This is a genomic window from Nonomuraea sp. 3N208 (genome assembly GCF_052245935.1).
In the GTDB taxonomy this organism is placed as follows: Bacteria; Actinomycetota; Actinomycetes; order Streptosporangiales; family Streptosporangiaceae; genus Nonomuraea.
In genome coordinates this window covers 198,422-217,033 of the sequence record NZ_JBQQBR010000006.1, presented here as the reverse complement: position 1 = coordinate 217,033, position 18,612 = coordinate 198,422, and the positions used below count along the sequence as shown (strand labels likewise).

Annotated in this window: 18 protein-coding genes and 1 riboswitch; of the genes, 13 read left to right on the top strand and 5 right to left on the bottom strand. The window is 69.5% G+C overall.

The features are described from left to right. The first annotated feature begins 86 nt into the window (after window positions 1-86). The 8 genes from ACTWPT_RS11005 to ACTWPT_RS10970 all read left to right on the top strand — a co-directional run bounded on the left by ACTWPT_RS11005 (window position 87) and on the right by ACTWPT_RS10970 (window position 7,970). Window positions 87-1,229, top strand: coding sequence for an ROK family protein (locus ACTWPT_RS11005; protein WP_443177180.1), 1,143 nt, complete (start codon window positions 87-89; stop codon window positions 1,227-1,229). 100 nt (window positions 1,230-1,329) lie between these two features. Further along, window positions 1,330-2,439, top strand: coding sequence for an inositol-3-phosphate synthase (locus ACTWPT_RS11000; protein WP_443177179.1), 1,110 nt, complete (start codon window positions 1,330-1,332; stop codon window positions 2,437-2,439). Next, a complete protein-coding gene (locus ACTWPT_RS10995) occupies window positions 2,436-3,413 on the top strand; it encodes an SCO3242 family prenyltransferase (protein WP_443177178.1) in 978 nt (325 codons plus the stop codon). The genes ACTWPT_RS11000 and ACTWPT_RS10995 overlap by 4 nt, the downstream gene beginning before the upstream one ends. Next, window positions 3,410-4,267: a sugar phosphate isomerase/epimerase family protein gene (locus ACTWPT_RS10990; protein WP_443177177.1), complete on the top strand. Its 858-nt coding sequence runs from the start codon at window positions 3,410-3,412 to the stop codon at window positions 4,265-4,267. Before ACTWPT_RS10995 ends, ACTWPT_RS10990 begins: the two co-directional genes overlap by 4 nt. Further along, window positions 4,218-4,700, top strand: coding sequence for an EboA domain-containing protein (locus tag ACTWPT_RS10985; protein WP_443177176.1), 483 nt, complete (start codon window positions 4,218-4,220; stop codon window positions 4,698-4,700). Before ACTWPT_RS10990 ends, ACTWPT_RS10985 begins: the two co-directional genes overlap by 50 nt. A 2-nt stretch (window positions 4,701-4,702) precedes the next feature. Further along, a complete protein-coding gene (locus ACTWPT_RS10980) occupies window positions 4,703-5,545 on the top strand; it encodes a TatD family hydrolase (RefSeq protein WP_443177175.1) in 843 nt (280 codons plus the stop codon). Then, a complete protein-coding gene (eboE, locus tag ACTWPT_RS10975) occupies window positions 5,545-6,642 on the top strand; it encodes a metabolite traffic protein EboE (RefSeq protein WP_443177174.1) in 1,098 nt (365 codons plus the stop codon). The genes ACTWPT_RS10980 and eboE overlap by 1 nt, the downstream gene beginning before the upstream one ends. Beyond that, entirely contained in the window at window positions 6,642-7,970 is a 1,329-nt protein-coding gene (locus ACTWPT_RS10970) for a nucleotide pyrophosphatase/phosphodiesterase family protein (protein WP_443177173.1), read from the top strand. The genes eboE and ACTWPT_RS10970 overlap by 1 nt, the downstream gene beginning before the upstream one ends. A gap of 134 nt (window positions 7,971-8,104) precedes the next feature. Here ACTWPT_RS10970 and rsgA read toward each other — a convergent pair whose 3' ends face one another. Next, window positions 8,105-9,205, bottom strand: a complete 1,101-nt coding sequence (rsgA, locus tag ACTWPT_RS10965; RefSeq protein ID WP_443177172.1) for a ribosome small subunit-dependent GTPase A — start codon at window positions 9,203-9,205, stop codon at window positions 8,105-8,107. A gap of 324 nt (window positions 9,206-9,529) precedes the next feature. On the opposite strand from rsgA, the gene ACTWPT_RS10960 reads away from it, so the two are divergent. From ACTWPT_RS10960 to ACTWPT_RS10950, 3 genes are all read left to right on the top strand, one after another. Further along, entirely contained in the window at window positions 9,530-10,057 is a 528-nt protein-coding gene (locus tag ACTWPT_RS10960) for a sigma-70 family RNA polymerase sigma factor (protein WP_443177171.1), read from the top strand. Beyond that, the gene (locus tag ACTWPT_RS10955; protein WP_443177170.1) at window positions 10,054-10,773 is read left to right on the top strand and encodes an anti-sigma factor family protein; all 720 of its coding nucleotides are present in this window, start codon (window positions 10,054-10,056) and stop codon (window positions 10,771-10,773) included. Before ACTWPT_RS10960 ends, ACTWPT_RS10955 begins: the two co-directional genes overlap by 4 nt. Before the next feature lie 212 nt (window positions 10,774-10,985). Then, entirely contained in the window at window positions 10,986-12,218 is a 1,233-nt protein-coding gene (locus ACTWPT_RS10950; RefSeq protein ID WP_443177169.1) for a CHRD domain-containing protein, read from the top strand. 403 nt (window positions 12,219-12,621) lie between these two features. Here the strand turns inward: ACTWPT_RS10950 and glyA are convergent, their stop codons facing one another. From glyA to ACTWPT_RS10930, 4 genes are all read right to left on the bottom strand, one after another. Then, window positions 12,622-13,872, bottom strand: a complete 1,251-nt coding sequence (gene glyA / locus ACTWPT_RS10945) for a serine hydroxymethyltransferase (protein ID WP_443177168.1) — start codon at window positions 13,870-13,872, stop codon at window positions 12,622-12,624. A 25-nt stretch (window positions 13,873-13,897) separates the two neighbouring features. Beyond that, a riboswitch (ZMP/ZTP riboswitch) is annotated at window positions 13,898-13,980 on the bottom strand. A gap of 168 nt (window positions 13,981-14,148) precedes the next feature. Further along, window positions 14,149-15,081: a YihY/virulence factor BrkB family protein gene (locus ACTWPT_RS10940; protein ID WP_443177167.1), complete on the bottom strand. Its 933-nt coding sequence runs from the start codon at window positions 15,079-15,081 to the stop codon at window positions 14,149-14,151. A 57-nt stretch (window positions 15,082-15,138) separates the two neighbouring features. Then, on the bottom strand, window positions 15,139-15,513 hold the full coding sequence (locus ACTWPT_RS10935) for a YccF domain-containing protein (protein WP_443177166.1): 375 nt from the start codon (window positions 15,511-15,513) through the stop codon (window positions 15,139-15,141). A gap of 42 nt (window positions 15,514-15,555) precedes the next feature. Next, the gene (locus ACTWPT_RS10930) at window positions 15,556-16,335 is read right to left on the bottom strand and encodes a TIGR03084 family metal-binding protein (protein ID WP_443177349.1); all 780 of its coding nucleotides are present in this window, start codon (window positions 16,333-16,335) and stop codon (window positions 15,556-15,558) included. A gap of 264 nt (window positions 16,336-16,599) precedes the next feature. Here ACTWPT_RS10930 and ACTWPT_RS10925 point away from each other — a divergent pair, with 264 nt between their 5' ends. Both ACTWPT_RS10925 and ACTWPT_RS10920 read left to right on the top strand, forming a co-directional pair. After that, on the top strand, window positions 16,600-16,683 hold the full coding sequence (locus tag ACTWPT_RS10925; RefSeq protein WP_443177348.1) for a putative leader peptide: 84 nt from the start codon (window positions 16,600-16,602) through the stop codon (window positions 16,681-16,683). 109 nt (window positions 16,684-16,792) lie between these two features. Beyond that, window positions 16,793-18,481, top strand: coding sequence for a nitrite/sulfite reductase (locus ACTWPT_RS10920; RefSeq protein WP_443177165.1), 1,689 nt, complete (start codon window positions 16,793-16,795; stop codon window positions 18,479-18,481). Window positions 18,482-18,612 lie beyond the last annotated feature (131 nt).

The following is an 18,612-nucleotide window of genomic DNA, read 5'->3' as shown; positions in this document are numbered from 1 at the left end:
TTGCGAGATCGTAGATGGGACTTCTGCCGACGGTCAATCAAAAGCTGGAGTAATCTTGGACTTAATGCTCAGCGAAAGGGGCTGCGTTGACCCACGAAACGCCGGGGGCCCTGCTCTCGATCCTGCGTGACGGCCAGGCACGCACGCGTGCCGAGCTCGTCCAGCTCACCGGCCTGGCCAGGTCGACGCTCTCCCAGCGACTGGATGCGCTGCTGGACCAGCGCTGGATCCTGCCCGTCGAAGAGGCGATCTCGTCGGGCGGACGGCCTGCGACGGCGTTCGCGTTCAACCCGCGTGCCCGGCTCGTGCTCGCCGCCGACCTGGGCGTGACCCATGCGCATGTGGCGCTCACCGACCTCAGCGGCACGTTGCTCGCCGAACAGGCCGCGGACCTGCCGATCGACAGCGGTCCCGAGCGCTGCCTCACCTGGCTGCTGGACACTGCCGCCGGCCTGTTGACCGATCGCGATATCACCGACATCGGAGGCATCGGTCTGGGACTGCCCGGTCCGGTCGAGCACAAGAGCGGCCGCCCCATCAACCCGCCGCTGATGCCTGGGTGGGACGGCTTCCCTGTCCTCGAATGGCTCAACGGCAAGATCAACGCGCCCGTCCTGATCGACAATGACGTGAACATCATGGCCCTCGGCGAGCACCGCGCCACCGCCCCCGACGTGGAGCACATGATCTTCGTCAAGGTGGGCACCGGCATCGGCTGCGGCATCATCAGCGAGCGCCGCCTGCACCGCGGCGCGCAGGGCGCCGCGGGCGACATCGGCCACGTCCGCGTCCCCTCCGCCGACCAGGCGCTGTGCCGCTGCGGCAACATCGGCTGCCTGGAGGCCATCGCCGGCGGCGGAGCCCTCGCGGCCCGGTTGCGGGTGGAGGGCACCCGTGACGTGGTGCGGCTGGTGCGCGGTGGCTCCATCGAGGCCATCAAGCTGGTACGGGAGAGCGGCCGCGAAGTCGGCCTGGTCCTGGCCTCGATCGTCAACTTCTTCAACCCCACCACGATCGTGATCGGCGGCGACCTGGCGGAGGCCGGAGAGCACCTGCTGGCCGGAGTGCGCGAGGTCGTGTACGGCCGGTCACTGCCGCTCGCCACGCAGCGGCTCGACATCCGGGCCAGCTCGCTAGGGGATCGCGCGGGCGTGCGCGGCGCTGCGATGATGGTGATCGAGCACGTGCTCACACCCGCCGCGGTGGACCGGGTTGTCGACTTCAGCTGACTCTCGACGTATGCCTGTGTACTGATCGACAAAATTGACCCTTTACATCCCCAAATTTCCGGACTTATATGTGATCATCGGCAAATGATCGGGAGGTCCTGTGGCTGGGGTCGGGGTATGGCTCATCGGGGCCCGCGGTTCGGTGGCGACCACGGTCGTCACCGGGGCTGCCGCCATCAAGGCGGGTCTGGCCAGCGGGCAAGGGTGCGTCACCGAGACGACGGACTTCTCCCAACACGACGCGACCAGCCTGCCCGCGATCGCGGACCTCGTGTTCGGCGGCCATGACATCGTCGAGACCTCGCTGCGCAAGCGCGCCGAACGGCTCAGCGAAGCCGGTGTGCTCCCCGTCTCCTTTCCCACCCTGCTGGCGCGCGATCTCGACGAGACGGATACGGAGATCAGGCCGGGCAACGTTCCGATCGACCGGCTGATCGAGGATCTCGTGCAGTTCCGCGAGCGGCACGACCTGGACCGCGTCGTGGTCGTCAACGTCTCGTCGACGGAGCCGCCCGTCGAATGGCGCCCCGGCTTCGAGCACCTGGAGACGCTGGATCTCGATCTGCTGCCACCCAGCTCGCGCTACGCGTACGCGGCTTTCAGCGCGGGTTGCGGCTATGTCGAATTCACCCCGTCCACCGGCCCCGCCCTCCCTGCCCTCGCCGAGCTGGCGGTCGCGCGGGGCGTGCCGTACGCCGGCCGTGACGGCAAGACCGGCGAGACGCTCGTCAAGAGCGCGCTCGCGCCGATGTTCGCCGGGCGAGGCCTGCGGGTGCGCTCCTGGTCGGGGCTCAACCTGTTAGGCGGCGGCGACGGCGCCACGCTCGCCGACCCGGCCGCCAGGTCCAGCAAGGAGATCTCCAAGGGCCGGACCGTGGCGGGCATCCTGGGCCAGGAGGTCGACGGCCAGACCCACATCGACTTCGTCCCCGACTTCGGCGAGTGGAAGACGGCGTGGGACCACGTCTCCTTCGAGGGTTTCCTCGGGGTCCGGATGGCCTTGCAATTCACCTGGCAGGGCTGCGACTCCGCGCTGGCGGCACCACTCGTGCTGGACCTGGCGCGACTGGTCGCCCGTGCCCACGAGAAAGGGCGCACCGGCCTCCTGCCGGACCTGGCCTACTTCTTCAAGGACCCCTTGGGCAGCGACGAACACCGGTTACCCGCCCAGTACGACCGTCTGCGCGCCTTCGCCCGGGACCTGGCATGAACGACGGCGTGCGGGCACTGCTGGAACTCGTCAGAGCACCCGCCGCCGTGTCGGTGCCCGGCGACACCATGGCCGGTGCGGCGGCCGCCGGGGTTCGGTGGGCTCCCGGATTGGGGGTGGCCTCGACCCTGCTGTACTGGTCGGGCATGGCGCTCAACGACTGGGCGGACCGCGAGGCCGACGCACTCGACCGGCCCGAGCGCCCCATCCCGTCCGGCCGGGTGGCCGAAGGCCGGGCGCTGGCGATGGCCGCCGGGCTGACCGGTGCGGGCCTGGCCGTGGCGGCGCTGAGCGGCGGCCGTCGCGCGCTTGCCACGGCAGGGCTGCTCACGGGCGCCGTCTGGGCCTACGACCTGAGACTCAAGCACACGGCCGCGGGCCCGGCCGCCATGGCCGCCTGCCGCGCACTGGACGTGCTCCTCGGCGCGGCCGGCCGAAGCACTGCTTCCGAGCCTGGACGGGACGGAGCGGGCGCAAGAGGCTGGGCGAGCGCGCTGCCTGTGGCGCTGGCCGTGGGCGCGCACACCTACGGGATCAGCATTCTGGGACGCGCCGAGGTGAAGGGGGCGACCCCCGGCACCGTGCGAGGGGCGCTCGCCACGACCGCGGCGGCCACTGGGCTCGCCGCGGTCGCTTGCCTGCCCACGCTGCCCGCCAAGGTGCCGGGGCCGAGGGCAGGCAAGGCCACGGACCGGGTCCCGGCCTCGGGGCCGAGGGTAAGCGAGGCCGCGGACCGGGTGACGGCGGTGGCGTTGCTCGCGGCGTACGCGACGCTCACCGCCACGGCCGTAGCCCGGCTGCGGGTGGCGCCCGGCCCGGATCGGGTCCGGCAGGCCGTACGGCTCGGCATCCTCGCCCTCCTCCCCCTGCAGGCCACCGCGGTGGCAGGCCAGGGCCGCAGGAAGCAGGCGGGAGCGCTGCTGGCCGCACACCCGGTGGGCCGGTGGCTGTCGGCGCGGATGGCCACGTCATGAAGTGGGCCTACTGCACGAACGGGTTCGGCGACCACCGCCTCCCGGAGGCGCTCGAGGTCTTGGCCGGCCTCGGCTACCAGGGCGCGGCGATCACGCTGGACCACGGTCATCTCGACCCGTACGCTCCCGGCCTGGCCGCGGAGGTGGCCGCGACGGGCAAACTGCTGGCGAGCCTCGGCCTGGAAGCGGTGGTCGAAACGGGTGGCCGTTACACGCTGGACCCGTGGCGCAAGCACCATCCCACGCTGCTCAGTGACGGCGCCGAACGCAGGATCGACTTCCTGACCCGGGCCATGAGCGTGGCGGTGGACCTCGGGGCGCCGATCGTGCATCTGTGGAGCGGCGTCAGGCCGGACATCTCGGTGGATGAGGCGTGGGAGCGGCTCGTCCGGGGATGCGCAACGCTGCTCGACGCGGCCGACCGGCAGGGCGTCATGCTCGCGTTCGAACCGGAGCCTGGCATGTTCATCGACACCCTCGACGCCTACGAAAGGCTTCGCGGCCTGCTGGACGGGCACCCCAGGTTCGGGCTCACCCTGGACATCGGCCACTGCCACTGCCTGGAGCCCATGACGGTGGCGGAGTGCGTACGGCGGGCGCTGCCGTACCTCGTGCACGTCCAGATCGAGGACATGCGCCGAGGCGTCCACGAGCACCTGGAGTTCGGCGCGGGCACGATCGACTTCCCCGCGGCGCTGGACGCGCTCGGCGACTACGACGGGCTGGTCGCCGTCGAGCTCGCGCGGCACGGCCACGCCGCGCCGGAAGTGGCCCGCCGATCGATCGAGTTTCTCAGGAGGACACATGAGCGACTGGACGGCGCACGCCGTACAGGACATCGAACAGAACCCTGAGGCGATATACCGGCTCTTCCCGCAGGCCGAACGGCGAGGCGGGCCGCAGGCGCGGGCACGGCTGCTGGCCAGGGTGGACGCGCACGCGGTCGCGGAGCTGTATCGGCGCGGGGATGCGGGCGAACGACTGGCGATCCTACGTGCGTTGCCCGAGCTGGAGCTCGGCCTCGACGCGTTGCCGCTGGTGGAGGACGCGCTGCGGACCAACGACGCGCGGCTGGTGGAGGCGGCGCTCGCCTCTTCGCATTGGCTGGATGATCACGCCTTCCGGCAGGCCGTGCTCAAGTGCGTGTTCATGTCGATCCCGCTGGCCTCGATCTCCGAGCTCGACCGGCGCTACGATGCCGAGCTCGCCAGGATGCTCGCCGACTATGCGGCCGAACGGCACGCGGCCGGGCGGCAGGTTCCCGAGGACGTGCTCGAAAGGCTCTGACGATGCGAATCTTCGACCCCCACATCCACATGACCTCACGCACCACCGACGACTATGAGCGGCTGCGCGACGCCGGCGTGCGGGCGCTGGTCGAGCCGGCCTTCTGGCTGGGGCAGCCGCGTACGAACGTGGGCAGCTTCCTCGACTACTTCGACGGGCTGCTCGGCTGGGAGCCGTACCGGTCAGCGCAGTACGGCATCCGCCACCACTGCGCCCTGGCGCTCAACCCGAAGGAGGCCAACGACCCGCGCTGCGCCGAGGTGCTCACCGAGCTCCCCCGCTACCTGCTGAAGGACTCGGTGGTCGCGGTCGGTGAGGTCGGCTACGACTCGATGACCCCAGCGGAGGACAAAGCCTTCGAGGCGCAACTGGAGCTCGCGATCGAGGCGGAGCTGCCAGTGCTGGTGCACACCCCGCACCGTGACAAGGCCGCGGGCACGCGCCGCTCCCTCGACGTCGTCCGCGCGGCGGGCCTGGCCCCGGAGATGGTCGTCGTCGACCATCTCAACGAGATGACCGTCGGCATGGTCGCCGAGTCCGGTTGCTGGATGGGTTTCTCGATATATCCGGATACGAAGATGGATCCCGATCGGATGGTGGCGATCCTCCGCGAGTACGGCACCGACCGCATGCTGGTGAACTCCGCTGCCGACTGGGGCAAGAGCGACCCGCTCAAGACCCGCGAGGTCGCCACGCAGATGCTCGTGGCCGGCTTCACCGACGACGACGTGGACCAGGTGCTGTGGCGCAACCCCGTCGCCTTCTACGGCCAGAGCGGCAAACTCTCCGACGCGATCATCGACGCCCCCGACTACGCCGGCAACACGATCAAGCGGGGCGGCTGATGCGTTTCCACCATCCGGACGGCTCGACCGTCCACCTCGCCTACTGCACCAACGTCCACCCCGCCGAGACCCTGCCCGGCGTTCACGACCAGCTCGCCGGCGCGTGCTCCCGCGTCCGCTCGCTGCTCGGCGTGGACCGCCTCGGGCTGGGGCTGTGGCTGTCACGCGACGTCGCGTCGGCACTGCTCGCCGACACGTCCGAGCTGGTACGGCTGCGCGCCGCCCTCGACCGGCTCGGCCTCGAAGTCGTGACGCTCAACGGTTTCCCTTATCAGGGCTTCCAGCAGGAGGTCGTGAAATACCGGGTGTACGAGCCGGACTGGGCGTCGCCATCACGGTTGCGGTACACGCTCGACCTGGCTGAAATCCTCGCCGAGCTGCTGCCGGCCGACGTCGCGGAGGGCACGATCTCGACCCTCCCCCTGGCTTGGCGCACCGGCTGGACCCGCACCAAGGCGGAGGCCGTTTCCCGAAATATCGCGACACTGTGTGATGAGCTGCACGCCCTCTCCTCCCGCTCGGGCAAGACCATCAGGATCGGCTTCGAACCGGAGCCCGGCTGCATCGTGGAGACCACCCCACAGGCCACCGCCCTCCTGCCGCACCTGGACCTGCTCGGCCTCTGCCTGGATGCCTGCCACGCGGCGGTCGGCTTCGAAGACCCTCCCGACCTGACCCTCCCGATCGTCAAGCTGCAGGCCTCGTGCGCGTTGGAGGCTCCGCCGCACACGCAGAGCGCGCTCGCCGCCTACGACGAGCATCGCTTCCTCCACCAGACCCGCTCGAACTCGGGGTTCACCGACGACCTGGGCGAGGCGATGGGCGGGGCACTGCCTTCCGGCGAGACGTGGCGCGTCCACTTCCACATGCCGCTGCATGCCGAACTCCCGCCGCCGCTGACGACCACGGCTCCCTATCTGCGCGGCCTGCTGCGTACCCTCCTCGGGGGTGACACCGCGCTCACACGGCACGTCGAGGTCGAGACGTACACCTGGACGGTCATGCCGGAAGGGCCGCCCGACACCGCCGAGGGCATCGCGGCCGAACTCGACTGGATGCGCGGCCAGCTGGCCGCGCTCGGCCTGAAGGAGCTGTGATGGCGCCCCTCGTCGTGATCAACGTGGTCGGCCTGACCCCATCCCTGCTTGCCCATATGCCCAACGTCGCCAAGGTCGGCAACGCCGCCTCGCTGCGCCCGGTGCTCCCCGCGGTGACCTGCTCCATGCAGGCCACGCTGCTGACGGGCACGATGCCGCGCGAGCACGGCATCGTGGGCAACGGCTGGTACTTCAGGGACCTCGGCGAGATCTTCCTGTGGCGCCAGCACAACGCGCTGATCCAAGGGGACCAGTTGTGGAGCGCGGTGCCGGGCGCGCGCACGGCCAACGTCTGCTGGTGGTACGCCATGGGCGCGGCCAGCGACATCCTCGTCACCCCGCGCCCGATCTACCACGCCGACGGCCGCAAATCCCCCGACTGCTACACCCGCCCGCCGTCCCTCCACGACGCCTTGGAAGCAGAGCTCGGCACCTTCCCCCTGTTCAATTACTGGGGTCCGACAGCGGGAATCGCCTCCACGCGCTGGATCGTCGGGGCCGCCCGCCACATCCTGCACGCAGAACGCCCCGACCTGCTCATGGTCTACGTCCCGCACCTCGACTACGACCTGCAGCGGTACGGCCCGGCGGGCCCGGAGGCCGTGGCGGCCGCCCAGCAGGTGGACGCCGCCCTGACCCCGCTGCTCGCCGAGGACGCGACCATAGTGGTCGTCTCCGAGTACGGCATCACCCCGGCCGCCAGGCCGGTGAACATCAACCGGGCCCTGCGATCGGCTGGGCTGCTGGAGGTCTACACCCAGGCCGGCATGGAATACCTCGACCCGTGGACATCGCGGGCCTTCGCCGTGGCCGACCACCAGCTCGCCCACGTCTACGTCCGCGACCCGGCCGACCTGGAGCGAACCCGAGCGGTCCTCGCCGAGCTTCCCGGCGTCGACGAGCTCCTCGACCGCACCGGCCAGGCGAAGTACGGGCTGGACCACGAGCGGACCGGCGAGCTGGTCGCGGTCGCCGAACCGGACGCCTGGTTCACGTATTACTACTGGCTGTCCGACGACCGCGCCCCCGACTTCGCCCGCCTGGTGGACATCCACCGCAAGCCCGGCTACGACCCCGCCGAACTCTTCATGGACCCCTCGGACCCCTTCGTCAAGGTACGCGCGGGAATGGCGCTGGCAAGGAAACTCCTCGGCTTCCGCTACATGATGTCGGTGATCCCCCTCGACCCGTCCCCGGTTCGCGGCAGCCACGGCCGCCTCCCCGACGCCCCTGCCGACGGCCCGGTCCTTCTCGGCCCCTTCGACCGCGACACCTACGACGCCACCGCCGTCAAGAACCTTCTCACCGGCCTGCTGACCGACGCCTGAACGCCCGTCCGACGAGGCTGTACGCCACGAGCCGGGCACCTCCGGGGCATGGGGGAGCGAGCCCTACCCGGTCTCGGTCAGCATGTCGGCCGGGACCGGGCAGGGAGAGCGCGGCGGATCGCCCGGCGAGCGGGTCAGGGGCGGTTTCTGTCTGAGCGGCGCATCTCCTTCGTGATGACCTTCCACTTGTTCTGCTGCTCCTTGCGCAGGCGCGCATCGGTGCGGCCGGCCATCCAGGCGGCCTCGCGCTGCAGCTTCCGCCAGCTCTCCAGGCGCCGTTCCGGCAGTTCGCCACTCTCGACCGCGACCAGCACGGCGCAGCCCGGCTCGCCGTTGTGCCCGCAGTCGCCGAACCTGCACCGCTCGGCCAGTGTCTCGATGTCGGAGAAGACGAGGTCCACGCCCTCCCCGATGTCGTAGAGCCCGATCCTGCGGATGCCGGGCGTGTCGATGACGAGCCCGCCGCCCCTCAGCGGGATCAGCTCCCGGTGCACGGTGGTGTGCCGGCCACGCCCGTCCGCGGCGCGTACCTGCTGGGTCTCCATGACCGTCCCCCCGGCCAGCGCGTTGACCAGGGTGGACTTGCCGGCCCCCGACGGGCCGAGGATGACGGCGGTCCGGGAGCCGCCGAGGTAGCCGGCGACCAGCTCCACCCCCTCCCCTTGCAGCGAGGAGACGGCGTGTACGTCCACGCCGGGGGCGGCCACCCGCACGTCGCCGAGCAGGTCGTCGAGCCCCCGCTCGAACAGGTCGGACTTGGTGACGAGCACGACGGGCGTGCCGCCGGACTCCCAGGCCAGCGCCACGAGCCGTTCGATGCGGCCGAGGTCGGCGAAGTCCGTGGAGTGCATGGACGGCTCGGCCACGAACACGATGTCGACGTTGGCCGCGAGCACCTGGCCCTGGCCGTCGCCCGACAGGCCGCCGACCGAGTCGCGGCTCACGCCGCCTCTGATGAACGCGGTAGTCCTCGGGAGCACCTCGTCGAGCTCGTAGCGGCCCTCGGGCAGCAGCCGCAGCGCGACCCAATCGCCGACGCAGGGCAGCGCGACCGGGTCGGCGGCGGACGCCCGGCGGACGTGGGCGGCGTACTTGACTTGATGGTGACCGTCGGCCGCGATCACGTCGGCCGCGCCGCGGTCGACGCGGGCCACGCGGGCGGGAACGGTGCCGGCGGGCAGCTCGGCGGCGCGGAGATCGGTCCAGCCGAGCAGAGAAAGATCGTAAGACGACAACGGAGTGAAACCCTTTGATTCGAGAAGGAACCGGGCAGCGTCAGGCGAGCGCCCGGAGGTGGACTGAGGGCACGCAGAGCAGAACGACCCGCATAGTCCTCACCTCCTCGATCGGTTACCGGAGAGACTCTACGCACCCTGTCCAGAAGGTTGCAATCACATATTGGTCTGGCGTTCTGTTGAACCCTGCCCGGGCGGCTCGTCGTACCTCCTGCCGACGGACGCGAGAAAGGGGAAATGATGCGAGCGAGCACGTATCCCCCGCCCTCGGCCGACGGAGCCGCCCCGATGGGCCAGCCACGCTCACGCCACCGGATCCGGCGCATGCGACCGGATCACGAGGCGCCTGACGACGAGGTGGCAGTGTCCGCGCTCTACCGGGAGTATCACAGGCCGCTGCTGGCCTTCGTGATCCGGCTGACGGCGGGCGATCGGCAGTGGGCGGAAGATGTAGTACAGGAGACCATGATCCGGGCGTGGCGCAGCGCGGAGCAACTCGATCCTGAGGCGGTCTCACTTATGCCCTGGCTAGCCACAGTCGCCAGACGTATCGTGATCGATGACCGGCGGCGCAGGGACGCCCGCCCCCAGGAGTCGGGCGACGGGCCGCTGGAGAGCATGCCCGTGCCGGACGAGATGGAGGGTCTCCTGCACCAGGTGGTCGTGTCAGAGGCGCTGAAGGCGTTGTCGCCGGCCCACCGCGAGATCCTCAATGAGACGATCCTGCGGGACCGGTCGGTCAACGACGCCGCCGTGGCGCTCGGCATCCCGGTGGGCACCGTGAAGTCCCGGGTCTACTACGCCGTTCGCGCGCTGCGCATCGCGCTGGAGGAGAGGGGGGTGACGGCGTGACATCGAGAGTCGAGCACACGGACGTGGGCGCGTATGCGCTCGGGCTGCTCGAGGACGAGGACAAGGAAGCGTTCGAGGCCCATCTGCTCTTCTGCGCCGCCTGCCGCTCCGAGCTTTCCGAGCTGGCCGGCGTGGCCAGCGTGCTGAACGGGCTCGGTGGTCCCGTGGAGGACGACCGCCCGCCTTCGCCGGCTCCGGCGATCGACATGCTGCGCCGCAAGCGGGTGGCGGACAGGAGGACGCGCAGGGGGACGTTCGTGATCGGGATGGCGGCGGCGGTCACGCTGGTGGCCGGCGGGCTGACCGTCGGCACGCAGCTCAGCGGGGATGACGTGCCGCAGGTAGCGCAGGGTTCCGATCACATGACCCATATGGGACCGGCCGAGCAGTTCTACGCCGACGGCCGGCCCATTGAGGGCAAAGGGGTCGACGGGATCACCGGCGGGCTCGTGGTGGAGTCCAAAGGGTGGGGCACGCACGCGGCCCTCAAGCTGGCCGGGGTCAAAGGGCCCTTGGAGTGCGAGCTGATCTCGGTCTCGAAGTCGGGTGAGCGCCGGGTGATGACCGGGTGGTCCGTACCTCCAGCCGGGTACGGAGTGCCGGGGTCGCCCGATCCGCTCTACATGCACGGCGGCAGCGCGACGCCGCTGAAGGACGTCGATCATTTCGAGGTGGTGACCTCGGCCGGTAAGAAGTTGCTCACCATCGAGGCCTGATCCTCGCCTTCCGAGCCCTCCCGCCGCTGGTGGGAGGGCTTACCCATGTCTCGGCGCGGTTGTGTGGAAATTTACGGACAGCTGGGTTGAACCTCTGGGCGATTCGGTGCGTACTGCTTGCCGTACCAACCGGAATATCTAGCCCAATAAGAGGTTTCATCATGTCTATCCGAAAGTTCATGCTTTCTGGTGCCCTGTTATCCAGTGTCCTGATGGTCGGTCCCACGCCGGCGCACGCCTCAGGCGACGAGGTCTATCTCGCGGCCGGGCTGCGCGGCTCGAACGAGGTGGCAACGCCGGGCGACGCCGACGGGCGCTCCACGGTCGTCCTCAAGATCAGCGGGAACGAGGTGACGTTCGCGGCCCGGTGGAACAAGATCGGCACGCCTACCGCGGGCCACGTCCACGTGGCCGCCAAGGGAGCCAACGGCGACGTGCGGCTGGAGTTCTTCACCAAGCCGCTCCCCGAGGGCGTGCTGGGCGTCACCGGCACCGTCAGGGCCGACCCCGAGCTGGTCCAGGCCCTCCTCGACAACCCCGGCGGCTTCTACGCCAACCTGCACGACGCCGCACACCCCAAGGGCGCGGTACGGGGCCAGTTCCACCGGCTCAGCAAGCCCATCGACCTCAACGGCGTGCTGCACGGGAGCCAGCAGGCCACGCTGTCGGCCCGCGCCGACGCAGCCCAGGAGGTCCTGGAGAACGACGGCAAGAAGCGCGGCGACCAGGACGGGCAGGCCACCTGGTGGCTGCGTCCCGACGGCTCCTCCATCGCCTACACCGCCCACTGGTCCGGCCTCGGCCCGGTCACCGACGGGCACGTGCACAAGGGCGCGCCCGGCACGAACGGCCCCGTGGTGGCGGACCTGTTCGCCGGCGCCCTACCGGAGAACCTGACCGGCGTCGCGGGGGTGACGCCGGTCTCCTCCAAGATCGTCAAGCGCATCGCCGCGGACCCCGGCCGCTACTACACGAACCTGCACACCGCCGACTTCTCTGGCGGTGCCGTACGTGGGCAGCTGTCCGGCGCGCCGTTCACCCACCCGCGCGCGCTCACGGCCGATGTGCTGCGCGGCGAGCAGATCTACGCCTGCACCCAGCAGCCGGCGGGCGGCTACGCCTTCACCCAACTCGGCGTGACGGCCAAGCTACGGCGCGGCATCGACCACTCCTTCGTGACGCCCGGCTCGGGCCCGCCGCAGTGGATCGCCCCCGACGGCAGCGCGGTCCGCGGCGCGGTCGTCACTCGAACGCCCAACGGCGACGGCAACATCCCCGAGCTCGTGCTCAACGCCACCCAGTCAGGCGCCGCCACGGGCCTGCTCGCCCACACCACACAGATCCTGCGCCTGAACACCACCGGCGGCGTCGCCCCCACCGGCGCCTGCGAGCCCGGCACCCAGGCCAAGGTCCCGTACGGGGCCGACTACATCTTCCTCGGCTGAGGCCGGCCCGGGGGACGACTCGGTCCCGTCCCCCCGGCAGGCCATCCCCGGCCGTCGCGGCGCCCAGTCCTCTGGGTCCCGCCGGCCGGCCACCGCGACGGGGCACTCCGGCCCGCCCCGCTCGCGACAGCGCCCCGCCGCACACGGAGCCCGTGCGGCGGGGCGCCCCTGTGCACGGGAGCGTGCGGCGGCACGGCCGGGAACCACGGAACCCGGCCAGCGAAACGCCGTAACGGCGGCGCGCCACTGACCGGGTCAGAAACCGTCTCCCTGGACAGAGCCCAGCCAACGTCGGCGACCGGCGAAACCTGGCCCCGCCGTAAAAGATCAAAGCCGTTCCCCCGACAGAGCCCAGCCAATGTCGGCGACTGGAGAAACCTGGCCCCGCCGTAAAAGAAGGATCTTAAAGACCCGGGGCGGGGAACTGCGCGGTGAGCTCACTGACCTCGTGATGAACGCGGCTGATCACGTCCTCGGCATCGCCCTTGGCGAGTGCCGTGACGACCTCGTCCATCCAGGCCCCGATCTGCCGCATCTCCGCCTCGCCCATCCCCCTCGACGTGACGGACGGCGTGCCGATGCGGATCCCCGACGGATCGAACGGCTTACGCGTGTCGAACGGCACCGTGTTGTAGTTGGTCTCCAGACCGGCCCGGTCGAGCGCCTGCGCCGCCGGCTTGCCACCGATGCCCTTGGGCGTGAGGTCCAGCAGGATCAGGTGGTTGTCGGTGCCCCCGGACACGAGGTCGAACCCGCGCGAGGCCAGCTCATCGGCCAGCGCCTTGGCGTTGGCGACGACCTGGTGCGCGTACGCCTTGAACTCGTCGGTGGATGCCTCGTGCAGCGCGACGGCGATGGCGGCGGTGGTGTGGTTGTGCGGACCGCCCTGCAGACCGGGGAAGACGGCCTTGTTGAGCGCCGTCGCGTGCTCGTCGCTCGTGGCCATGAGCATGGCGCCGCGCGGGCCGCGCAGCGTCTTGTGGGTGGTCGTGGAGATCACGTCGGCGTGGCCGACCGGGGACGGGTGGGCGCCGCCCGCGACCAGACCGGCGATGTGGGCGATGTCGGCGGCCAGCACGGCCCCGACCTCGCGGGCGATCGAGGCGAAGCCCTCGAAGTCGATGGTGCGAGGGATCGCGGTGCCGCCGCAGAAGATCAGCTTCGGCCGGTGCTCGAGCGCGAGCTGCCGCACCTCGTCGAGGTCGATGCGGCCGGTGTCCTTGCGTACGCCGTAACGCACCGGGTTGAACCACTTGCCGGTGGCCGAGACCGACCAGCCGTGCGTGAGGTGGCCGCCGAACGGCAGGCCCATGCCCATCACGGTGTCGCCGGGCTGCAGGAACGCCATGTAGATCGCGAGGTTGGCGGGCGAGCCCGAGTAGGGCTGGACGTTGGCGTGGTTGACGCCGAACAGGGCCTTGGCCCGCTCGACCGCCACGATCTCGATCTGGTCGATGACCTGCTGGCCTTCGTAATAACGCTTGCCCGCGTAGCCCTCGGAGTATTTGTTGGTCAGGACGGTGCCGGTGGCCTCCAGCACGGCCTTGGACACGTAGTTCTCCGACGCGATGAGCTTGACCGTGTCGGACTGGCGGCGCTCTTCCGCCTTGATGAGCTCGGCGATCTGCGGGTCGACGCTAGCGAGAGAACTCATGACTCTCCTGTCATCGTTGACAACATGCGAAGACCCAGGCGCACGGCCTCCGCTCCTTTCGCTCCCCGGTGGTCGATCCCACCCAATGCGCCAGTCGCGTCTCGCTGTAGACGATAGCGGATGCGGCAGCGGCATACCGCTTCCTGATCTGCGGGTTCAAGCGGACGAGACGGCGACGTTCTTGATCACATCGAGCGTTCCGAGGTTGACCTCCACCTTCTCCGCATCCTGCGGCAAACCGTCGAAGACGGCCCAGAGCTGGATGGCGCCGTCGAGCTATTTGGTACGACTCACGCCCGGCCAGAGCCGATCGACCTCGGCGTTGAGTATGGCCCCGATCAGCACGGCCAGTGCCGTGATGTAGAGCCACAGGAGCACCGCGATGGGCGCCGCCAGAGATCCGTACACGGAGACGGGTGAGAACCACGCGGACAGCACGGCCCGCAGCACCGCGGCGCAGAGGATCCACAGGAACAGCGCCAGGATCGCGCCGGGCAGCTCCCGATACCACTTCGTCCTGACCGGCACGCTGACGTGGTAGAGCACGGTCAGGAAGAGCACGGAGCCGACGATCACGACTGGCCAGTAGAGTATGTCGATCATGATGCCGTACTCGCCGGGCAGCGCGTCCTTGAGCAGGGTCGGGCCGACGACCAGGATCGGCATGACGATGATGCCGATGACCAGGCCCACGACGTACAGGCCGAAGGACATGAGCCTGGTGCGGATGATGCCGCGTTCCTCGCCCAGGCCGTAGGCGACGGAGATGAGGTCCACGAACACGTACAGGGCTCGGGAGCCGGACCAGAGCGACAGCAGGAAGCCCAGCGAGATGATCGACACCTTGCTCGCGTCGTCGCTGAGCACGTCCGCGATGAGCGGCTTGACCACCTTTTCCACGGCGTCCTCGGCGAACAGCAGCCCCGCCTGCTCGATGACCCACGCATTGACCTGTCTGACCACCTCGCCGCCGGCCCAGGAGCCGATCTTGGCCAGCACACCGATCAGGCCCAGCACGAAAGGAGGCAGCGACAGCAACGCGAAGAACGCCGCCTCGCCCGCCAGGCCGGTCACCCGGTAGGTGACGCCGGCAGTGGTCGCCGCGCGGACGATCGCCCACGACTTCGTGTCGAGCACCCAGTTCAGCCTGGCCCTGGCGTTGGTGGCGAGCCCTCGCTTCGGCCGGGGAGGAGCATCTGTGGACGTCATGGCACCCAACGGTTTTCGCAGTGACTCTTCGGCACAGCTTACGTCCCCGCAGCTGCCCTAGTCGGTGTCCATGATGCGCGCACCCAGCGGAAGGAGGGAGACCGGGATCATCTTGATGTTCGCGATGCCCATCGGGATGCCGATGATGGAGATGAACAGCGGAATGGAGGTGATGACGTGGCCGATGGCGAGCCAGATTCCGGCGACCAGGCACCAGATGATGTTGCCGAGGAGCGAGAACACGCCCGCGTCCGGGTCACGTACGACGGTCCGGCCGAACGGCCACAGCGCGTAGGCGGCGATCCTGAACGAGGCGATGCCGAACGGGATGGTGATGATCAGGATGCAGCAGATGACCCCGGCCAGCGCGTAACCCATCGCCAGCCAGATCCCGGCGAACACCAGCCAGATGACGTTCAGAAGCGTGCGCATACTTCCAGCATGTCAGCGCGCGCGCCAATCGCATCCCTGATTTCACCCTGATCCGGGTGCCCGGCCTTTACCAGGGGGTCCGGCGAACGCCTGGGCGATCTCCATCCAGGCTCGTGCCGGCTCGCCCTCGATCTCCAGTGCCGTGTCGGACAGGTGGACACGCTGGGTGACGGCGAGGCAGAAGTCGAGCATCGGCCCGCGCACCACGGCGGACGCCTCCGGCGGGCCGGCCGTCCACGCGTTCCCGTCGGGCATGGTCAGCTCCGCGCGCACCGGCTCGGCCGGCACGGACAGGCCGCGCACGGCGAAGCTGTACGGCCGCGCCTTGAACCCCATCATCGCCACGTGCCGCAGCCTGGCCGTCGGCTTCCTGACGACGCCGAGCGCGTCGGCCACGTCCTGCCCGTGGGCCCAGGTCTCCATCAGCCGCGCGGTGACGAAGGACGCGGCCGACATCGCGGGCCCGAACCACGGCACCCGGTCGCGCGCGTTCAGCGCGGCGAACTCCTCGATGCTGCGCGCGCGGGCGGCGCGGAACCACTCGCGCAGCTCCGCCGGCGATTTTCCGCGCGCCTGGACGACGAGGTCGTCCACCGAGGAGAAGCCCGCCACCGCGAAGTCCGCCAGCGAGGTGTTGAAGCCTTCGGGGTCGGTGACCGCCAGGACCGCGGCGTCGTCGAACCAGGCCAGATGGCTCACCTGGTCGCGGATCGCCCATCCCTCGGCGGGTGTGGCCAGCTCCCAGTCCTCGTCGCGGAGCGGCTGGAGCAGCGCCTCGAAGGAGGCGGTCTCGGCACGGAGATCGCCGAGCAACTCGGCCATGAGATCCACGCGCGCCAGCGTAACCCGAACAACGTTCCAGGAGAATAATGCAAGCGTGATCTGCCAGAGCTGCAAGGAGAAGCGTCACGAGGACTGCCGTGGCGGTTCGTGGTGCGACTGCCAGCACCAGAGCACGGAGGAAAAGCCCAAGGACTCGGAGCTCGGCTGGCGCCGCCAGGGTTGAAAACAGGGTTGAAAAGATGGGACAGTCCCACACTCTGGACCCGTCTTGGACATCCGGGACGGCCAAGGTATCTTCGAAGCATGCCAGCGGACCCCATGCTCGTCGGTCGACGCCACGTCGACCTCCAGCGTGTCCGCAGTGCCATCTGTTGCGACGCCCACTAGCCCTAGTCTTTACCTGCCGCTGAGCGCGTCGCAATCCTCTCCGAGATCCTGCCCCTCGATGACGAGGCCGGAGGAATCCTGCGCGCGCCCATGATCCGAAGGACGCGCAATGAGCACCCCTGCCAGCCGCACACCAGCAAGCCGGCACCACAAACGCCCGCGCGGCGAAGGCCAGTGGGCTCTCGGTTACCGTGAGCCGCTCAACAAGAACGAAGAGAACAAGAAGAACGACGACGGACTCAATGTCCGCCAGCGCATCATCGACATCTACTCCAAGCGTGGCTTCGACTCGATCGATCCCGCCGACCTGCGCGGCCGCATGCGCTGGTACGGCCTCTACACGCAGCGCAAGCCCGGCATCGACGGCGGCAAGACCGCGATCCTGGAGCCGGAGGAGCTGGACGACAGCTACTTCATGCTGCGCGTGCGGATCGACGGCGGCCAGCTCTCGCTGGCCCAGCTGCGCACGATCGCGGACATCTCCAACGAGTACGGGCGCGGCACCGCCGACCTGACCGACCGCCAGAACATCCAGCTGCACTGGATCGAGATCGAGTCGGTGCCGGACATCTGGGAGCGCCTGGAGGCCGTGGGCCTGTCGACGACGGAGGCGTGCGGCGACACACCCCGCGTGATCCTGGGTTGTCCGCTGGCCGGCATCGACGCCGACGAGGTGCTCGACTCGACCGAGCAGATTCACGAGGTCCAGGAGCGGGTCGTCGGCAACCCGGCGTACTCGAACCTGCCCCGCAAGTTCAAGTCGGCGGTGAGCGGCTGCCCGGCGCACTGCACGGTGCACGAGATCAACGACGTGGCGTTCGTCGGCGTGGTCAACGAGCGGGGGGAGATCGGCTACGACCTGTGGGTGGGCGGCGGCCTGTCCACGAACCCGATGCTCGGCAAGCGGCTCGGCGTGTTCGTCAAGCCGGAGCAGGTGGCCGACGTCTACGAGGGCGTGGTCGGGATCTTCCGCGACTACGGCTACCGGCGGCTGCGGCACCGGGCGCGGATCAAGTTCCTGGTCAACGACTGGGGCACCGAGAAGTTCCGTGAAATTCTCGAACAGGAATACCTGAAGACGCCGCTGCCCGACGGGCCCGCCCCCGAACAACCGCGCGGCAGCCGCCGCGACCACGTGGGCGTCTACCCGCAGAAGGACGGCAACTTCTACGTCGGCTTCGCGCCCAAGGTGGGCCGGGTCGACGGTGACAAGCTCCACACCATCGCCGACATCGCCGAGCGGCACGGCTCCGGCCGGGTGCGTACGACGGTCGAGCAGAAGATGGTCATCCTCGACGTCGCGCCCGCCCAGGTGGACTCCATCGTGTCCGAGCTGGAGGCCAACGACCTGCAGGTCAGGCCGTCCACGTTCCGCCGCCAGACGATGGCGTGCACCGGCATCGAATACTGCAAGCTGGCCATCGTCGAGACGAAGGGCACCGCCGCCCACCTGATCGACGAGCTGGAGCGCCGGCTGCCCGGCTTCGACCAGCCGCTGACGATCAACGTCAACGGCTGCCCCAACTCCTGCGCCCGCATCCAGGTCGCCGACATCGGCCTCAAGGGCCAACTGGTGGTGGACGAGAACGGCGCCCAGGTGGAGGGCTTCCAGATCCACCTGGGCGGCTCGCTCGGCGTCAACGCCGGCTTCGGCCGGAAGGTACGCGGGCTGAAGACCACCGCCAAGGCCCTGCCCGACTACGTGGAGCGCGTGGTGAAGCACTACGACGCCCAGCGCAAGGAAGGCGAGTCGTTCGCCGACTGGGTGCAGCGCGCGGACGAGGCGGACCTGAAATGAGCACGCGAGCGGTCCCCTTCCACTGCCCTTACTGCGGCGACGAGGACCTCGAGCCCTACGAGAGCGACGGCGGCTGGTACTGCCGGGCCTGCGCTCGTGCCTTCAAGCTGAAGTTTCTCGGAATCGGAGTG

Excerpts from the sequence above, each read along its gene's own strand:
- ACTWPT_RS10930 (WP_443177349.1), bottom strand. The coding sequence starts at position 16,335 with ATGGCCGAGTTGCTCGGCGATCTCCGTGCCGAGACCGCCTCCTTCGAG.
- ACTWPT_RS10940 (WP_443177167.1), bottom strand. The coding sequence starts at position 15,081 with ATGACGTCCACAGATGCTCCTCCCCGGCCGAAGCGAGGGCTCGCCACC.
- ACTWPT_RS10985 (WP_443177176.1), top strand. The coding sequence starts at position 4,218 with ATGAGCGACTGGACGGCGCACGCCGTACAGGACATCGAACAGAACCCT.
- ACTWPT_RS10970 (WP_443177173.1), top strand. The coding sequence starts at position 6,642 with ATGGCGCCCCTCGTCGTGATCAACGTGGTCGGCCTGACCCCATCCCTG.
- ACTWPT_RS10980 (WP_443177175.1), top strand. The coding sequence starts at position 4,703 with ATGCGAATCTTCGACCCCCACATCCACATGACCTCACGCACCACCGAC.
- ACTWPT_RS10990 (WP_443177177.1), top strand. The coding sequence starts at position 3,410 with ATGAAGTGGGCCTACTGCACGAACGGGTTCGGCGACCACCGCCTCCCG.
- ACTWPT_RS10935 (WP_443177166.1), bottom strand. The coding sequence starts at position 15,513 with ATGCGCACGCTTCTGAACGTCATCTGGCTGGTGTTCGCCGGGATCTGG.
- eboE (WP_443177174.1), top strand. The coding sequence starts at position 5,545 with ATGCGTTTCCACCATCCGGACGGCTCGACCGTCCACCTCGCCTACTGC.
- ACTWPT_RS10920 (WP_443177165.1), top strand. The coding sequence starts at position 16,793 with ATGAGCACCCCTGCCAGCCGCACACCAGCAAGCCGGCACCACAAACGC.
- ACTWPT_RS10925 (WP_443177348.1), top strand. The coding sequence starts at position 16,600 with ATGCCAGCGGACCCCATGCTCGTCGGTCGACGCCACGTCGACCTCCAG.
- ACTWPT_RS10950 (WP_443177169.1), top strand. The coding sequence starts at position 10,986 with ATGGTCGGTCCCACGCCGGCGCACGCCTCAGGCGACGAGGTCTATCTC.
- ACTWPT_RS10995 (WP_443177178.1), top strand. The coding sequence starts at position 2,436 with ATGAACGACGGCGTGCGGGCACTGCTGGAACTCGTCAGAGCACCCGCC.
- glyA (WP_443177168.1), bottom strand. The coding sequence starts at position 13,872 with ATGAGTTCTCTCGCTAGCGTCGACCCGCAGATCGCCGAGCTCATCAAG.
- ACTWPT_RS10960 (WP_443177171.1), top strand. The coding sequence starts at position 9,530 with ATGCGACCGGATCACGAGGCGCCTGACGACGAGGTGGCAGTGTCCGCG.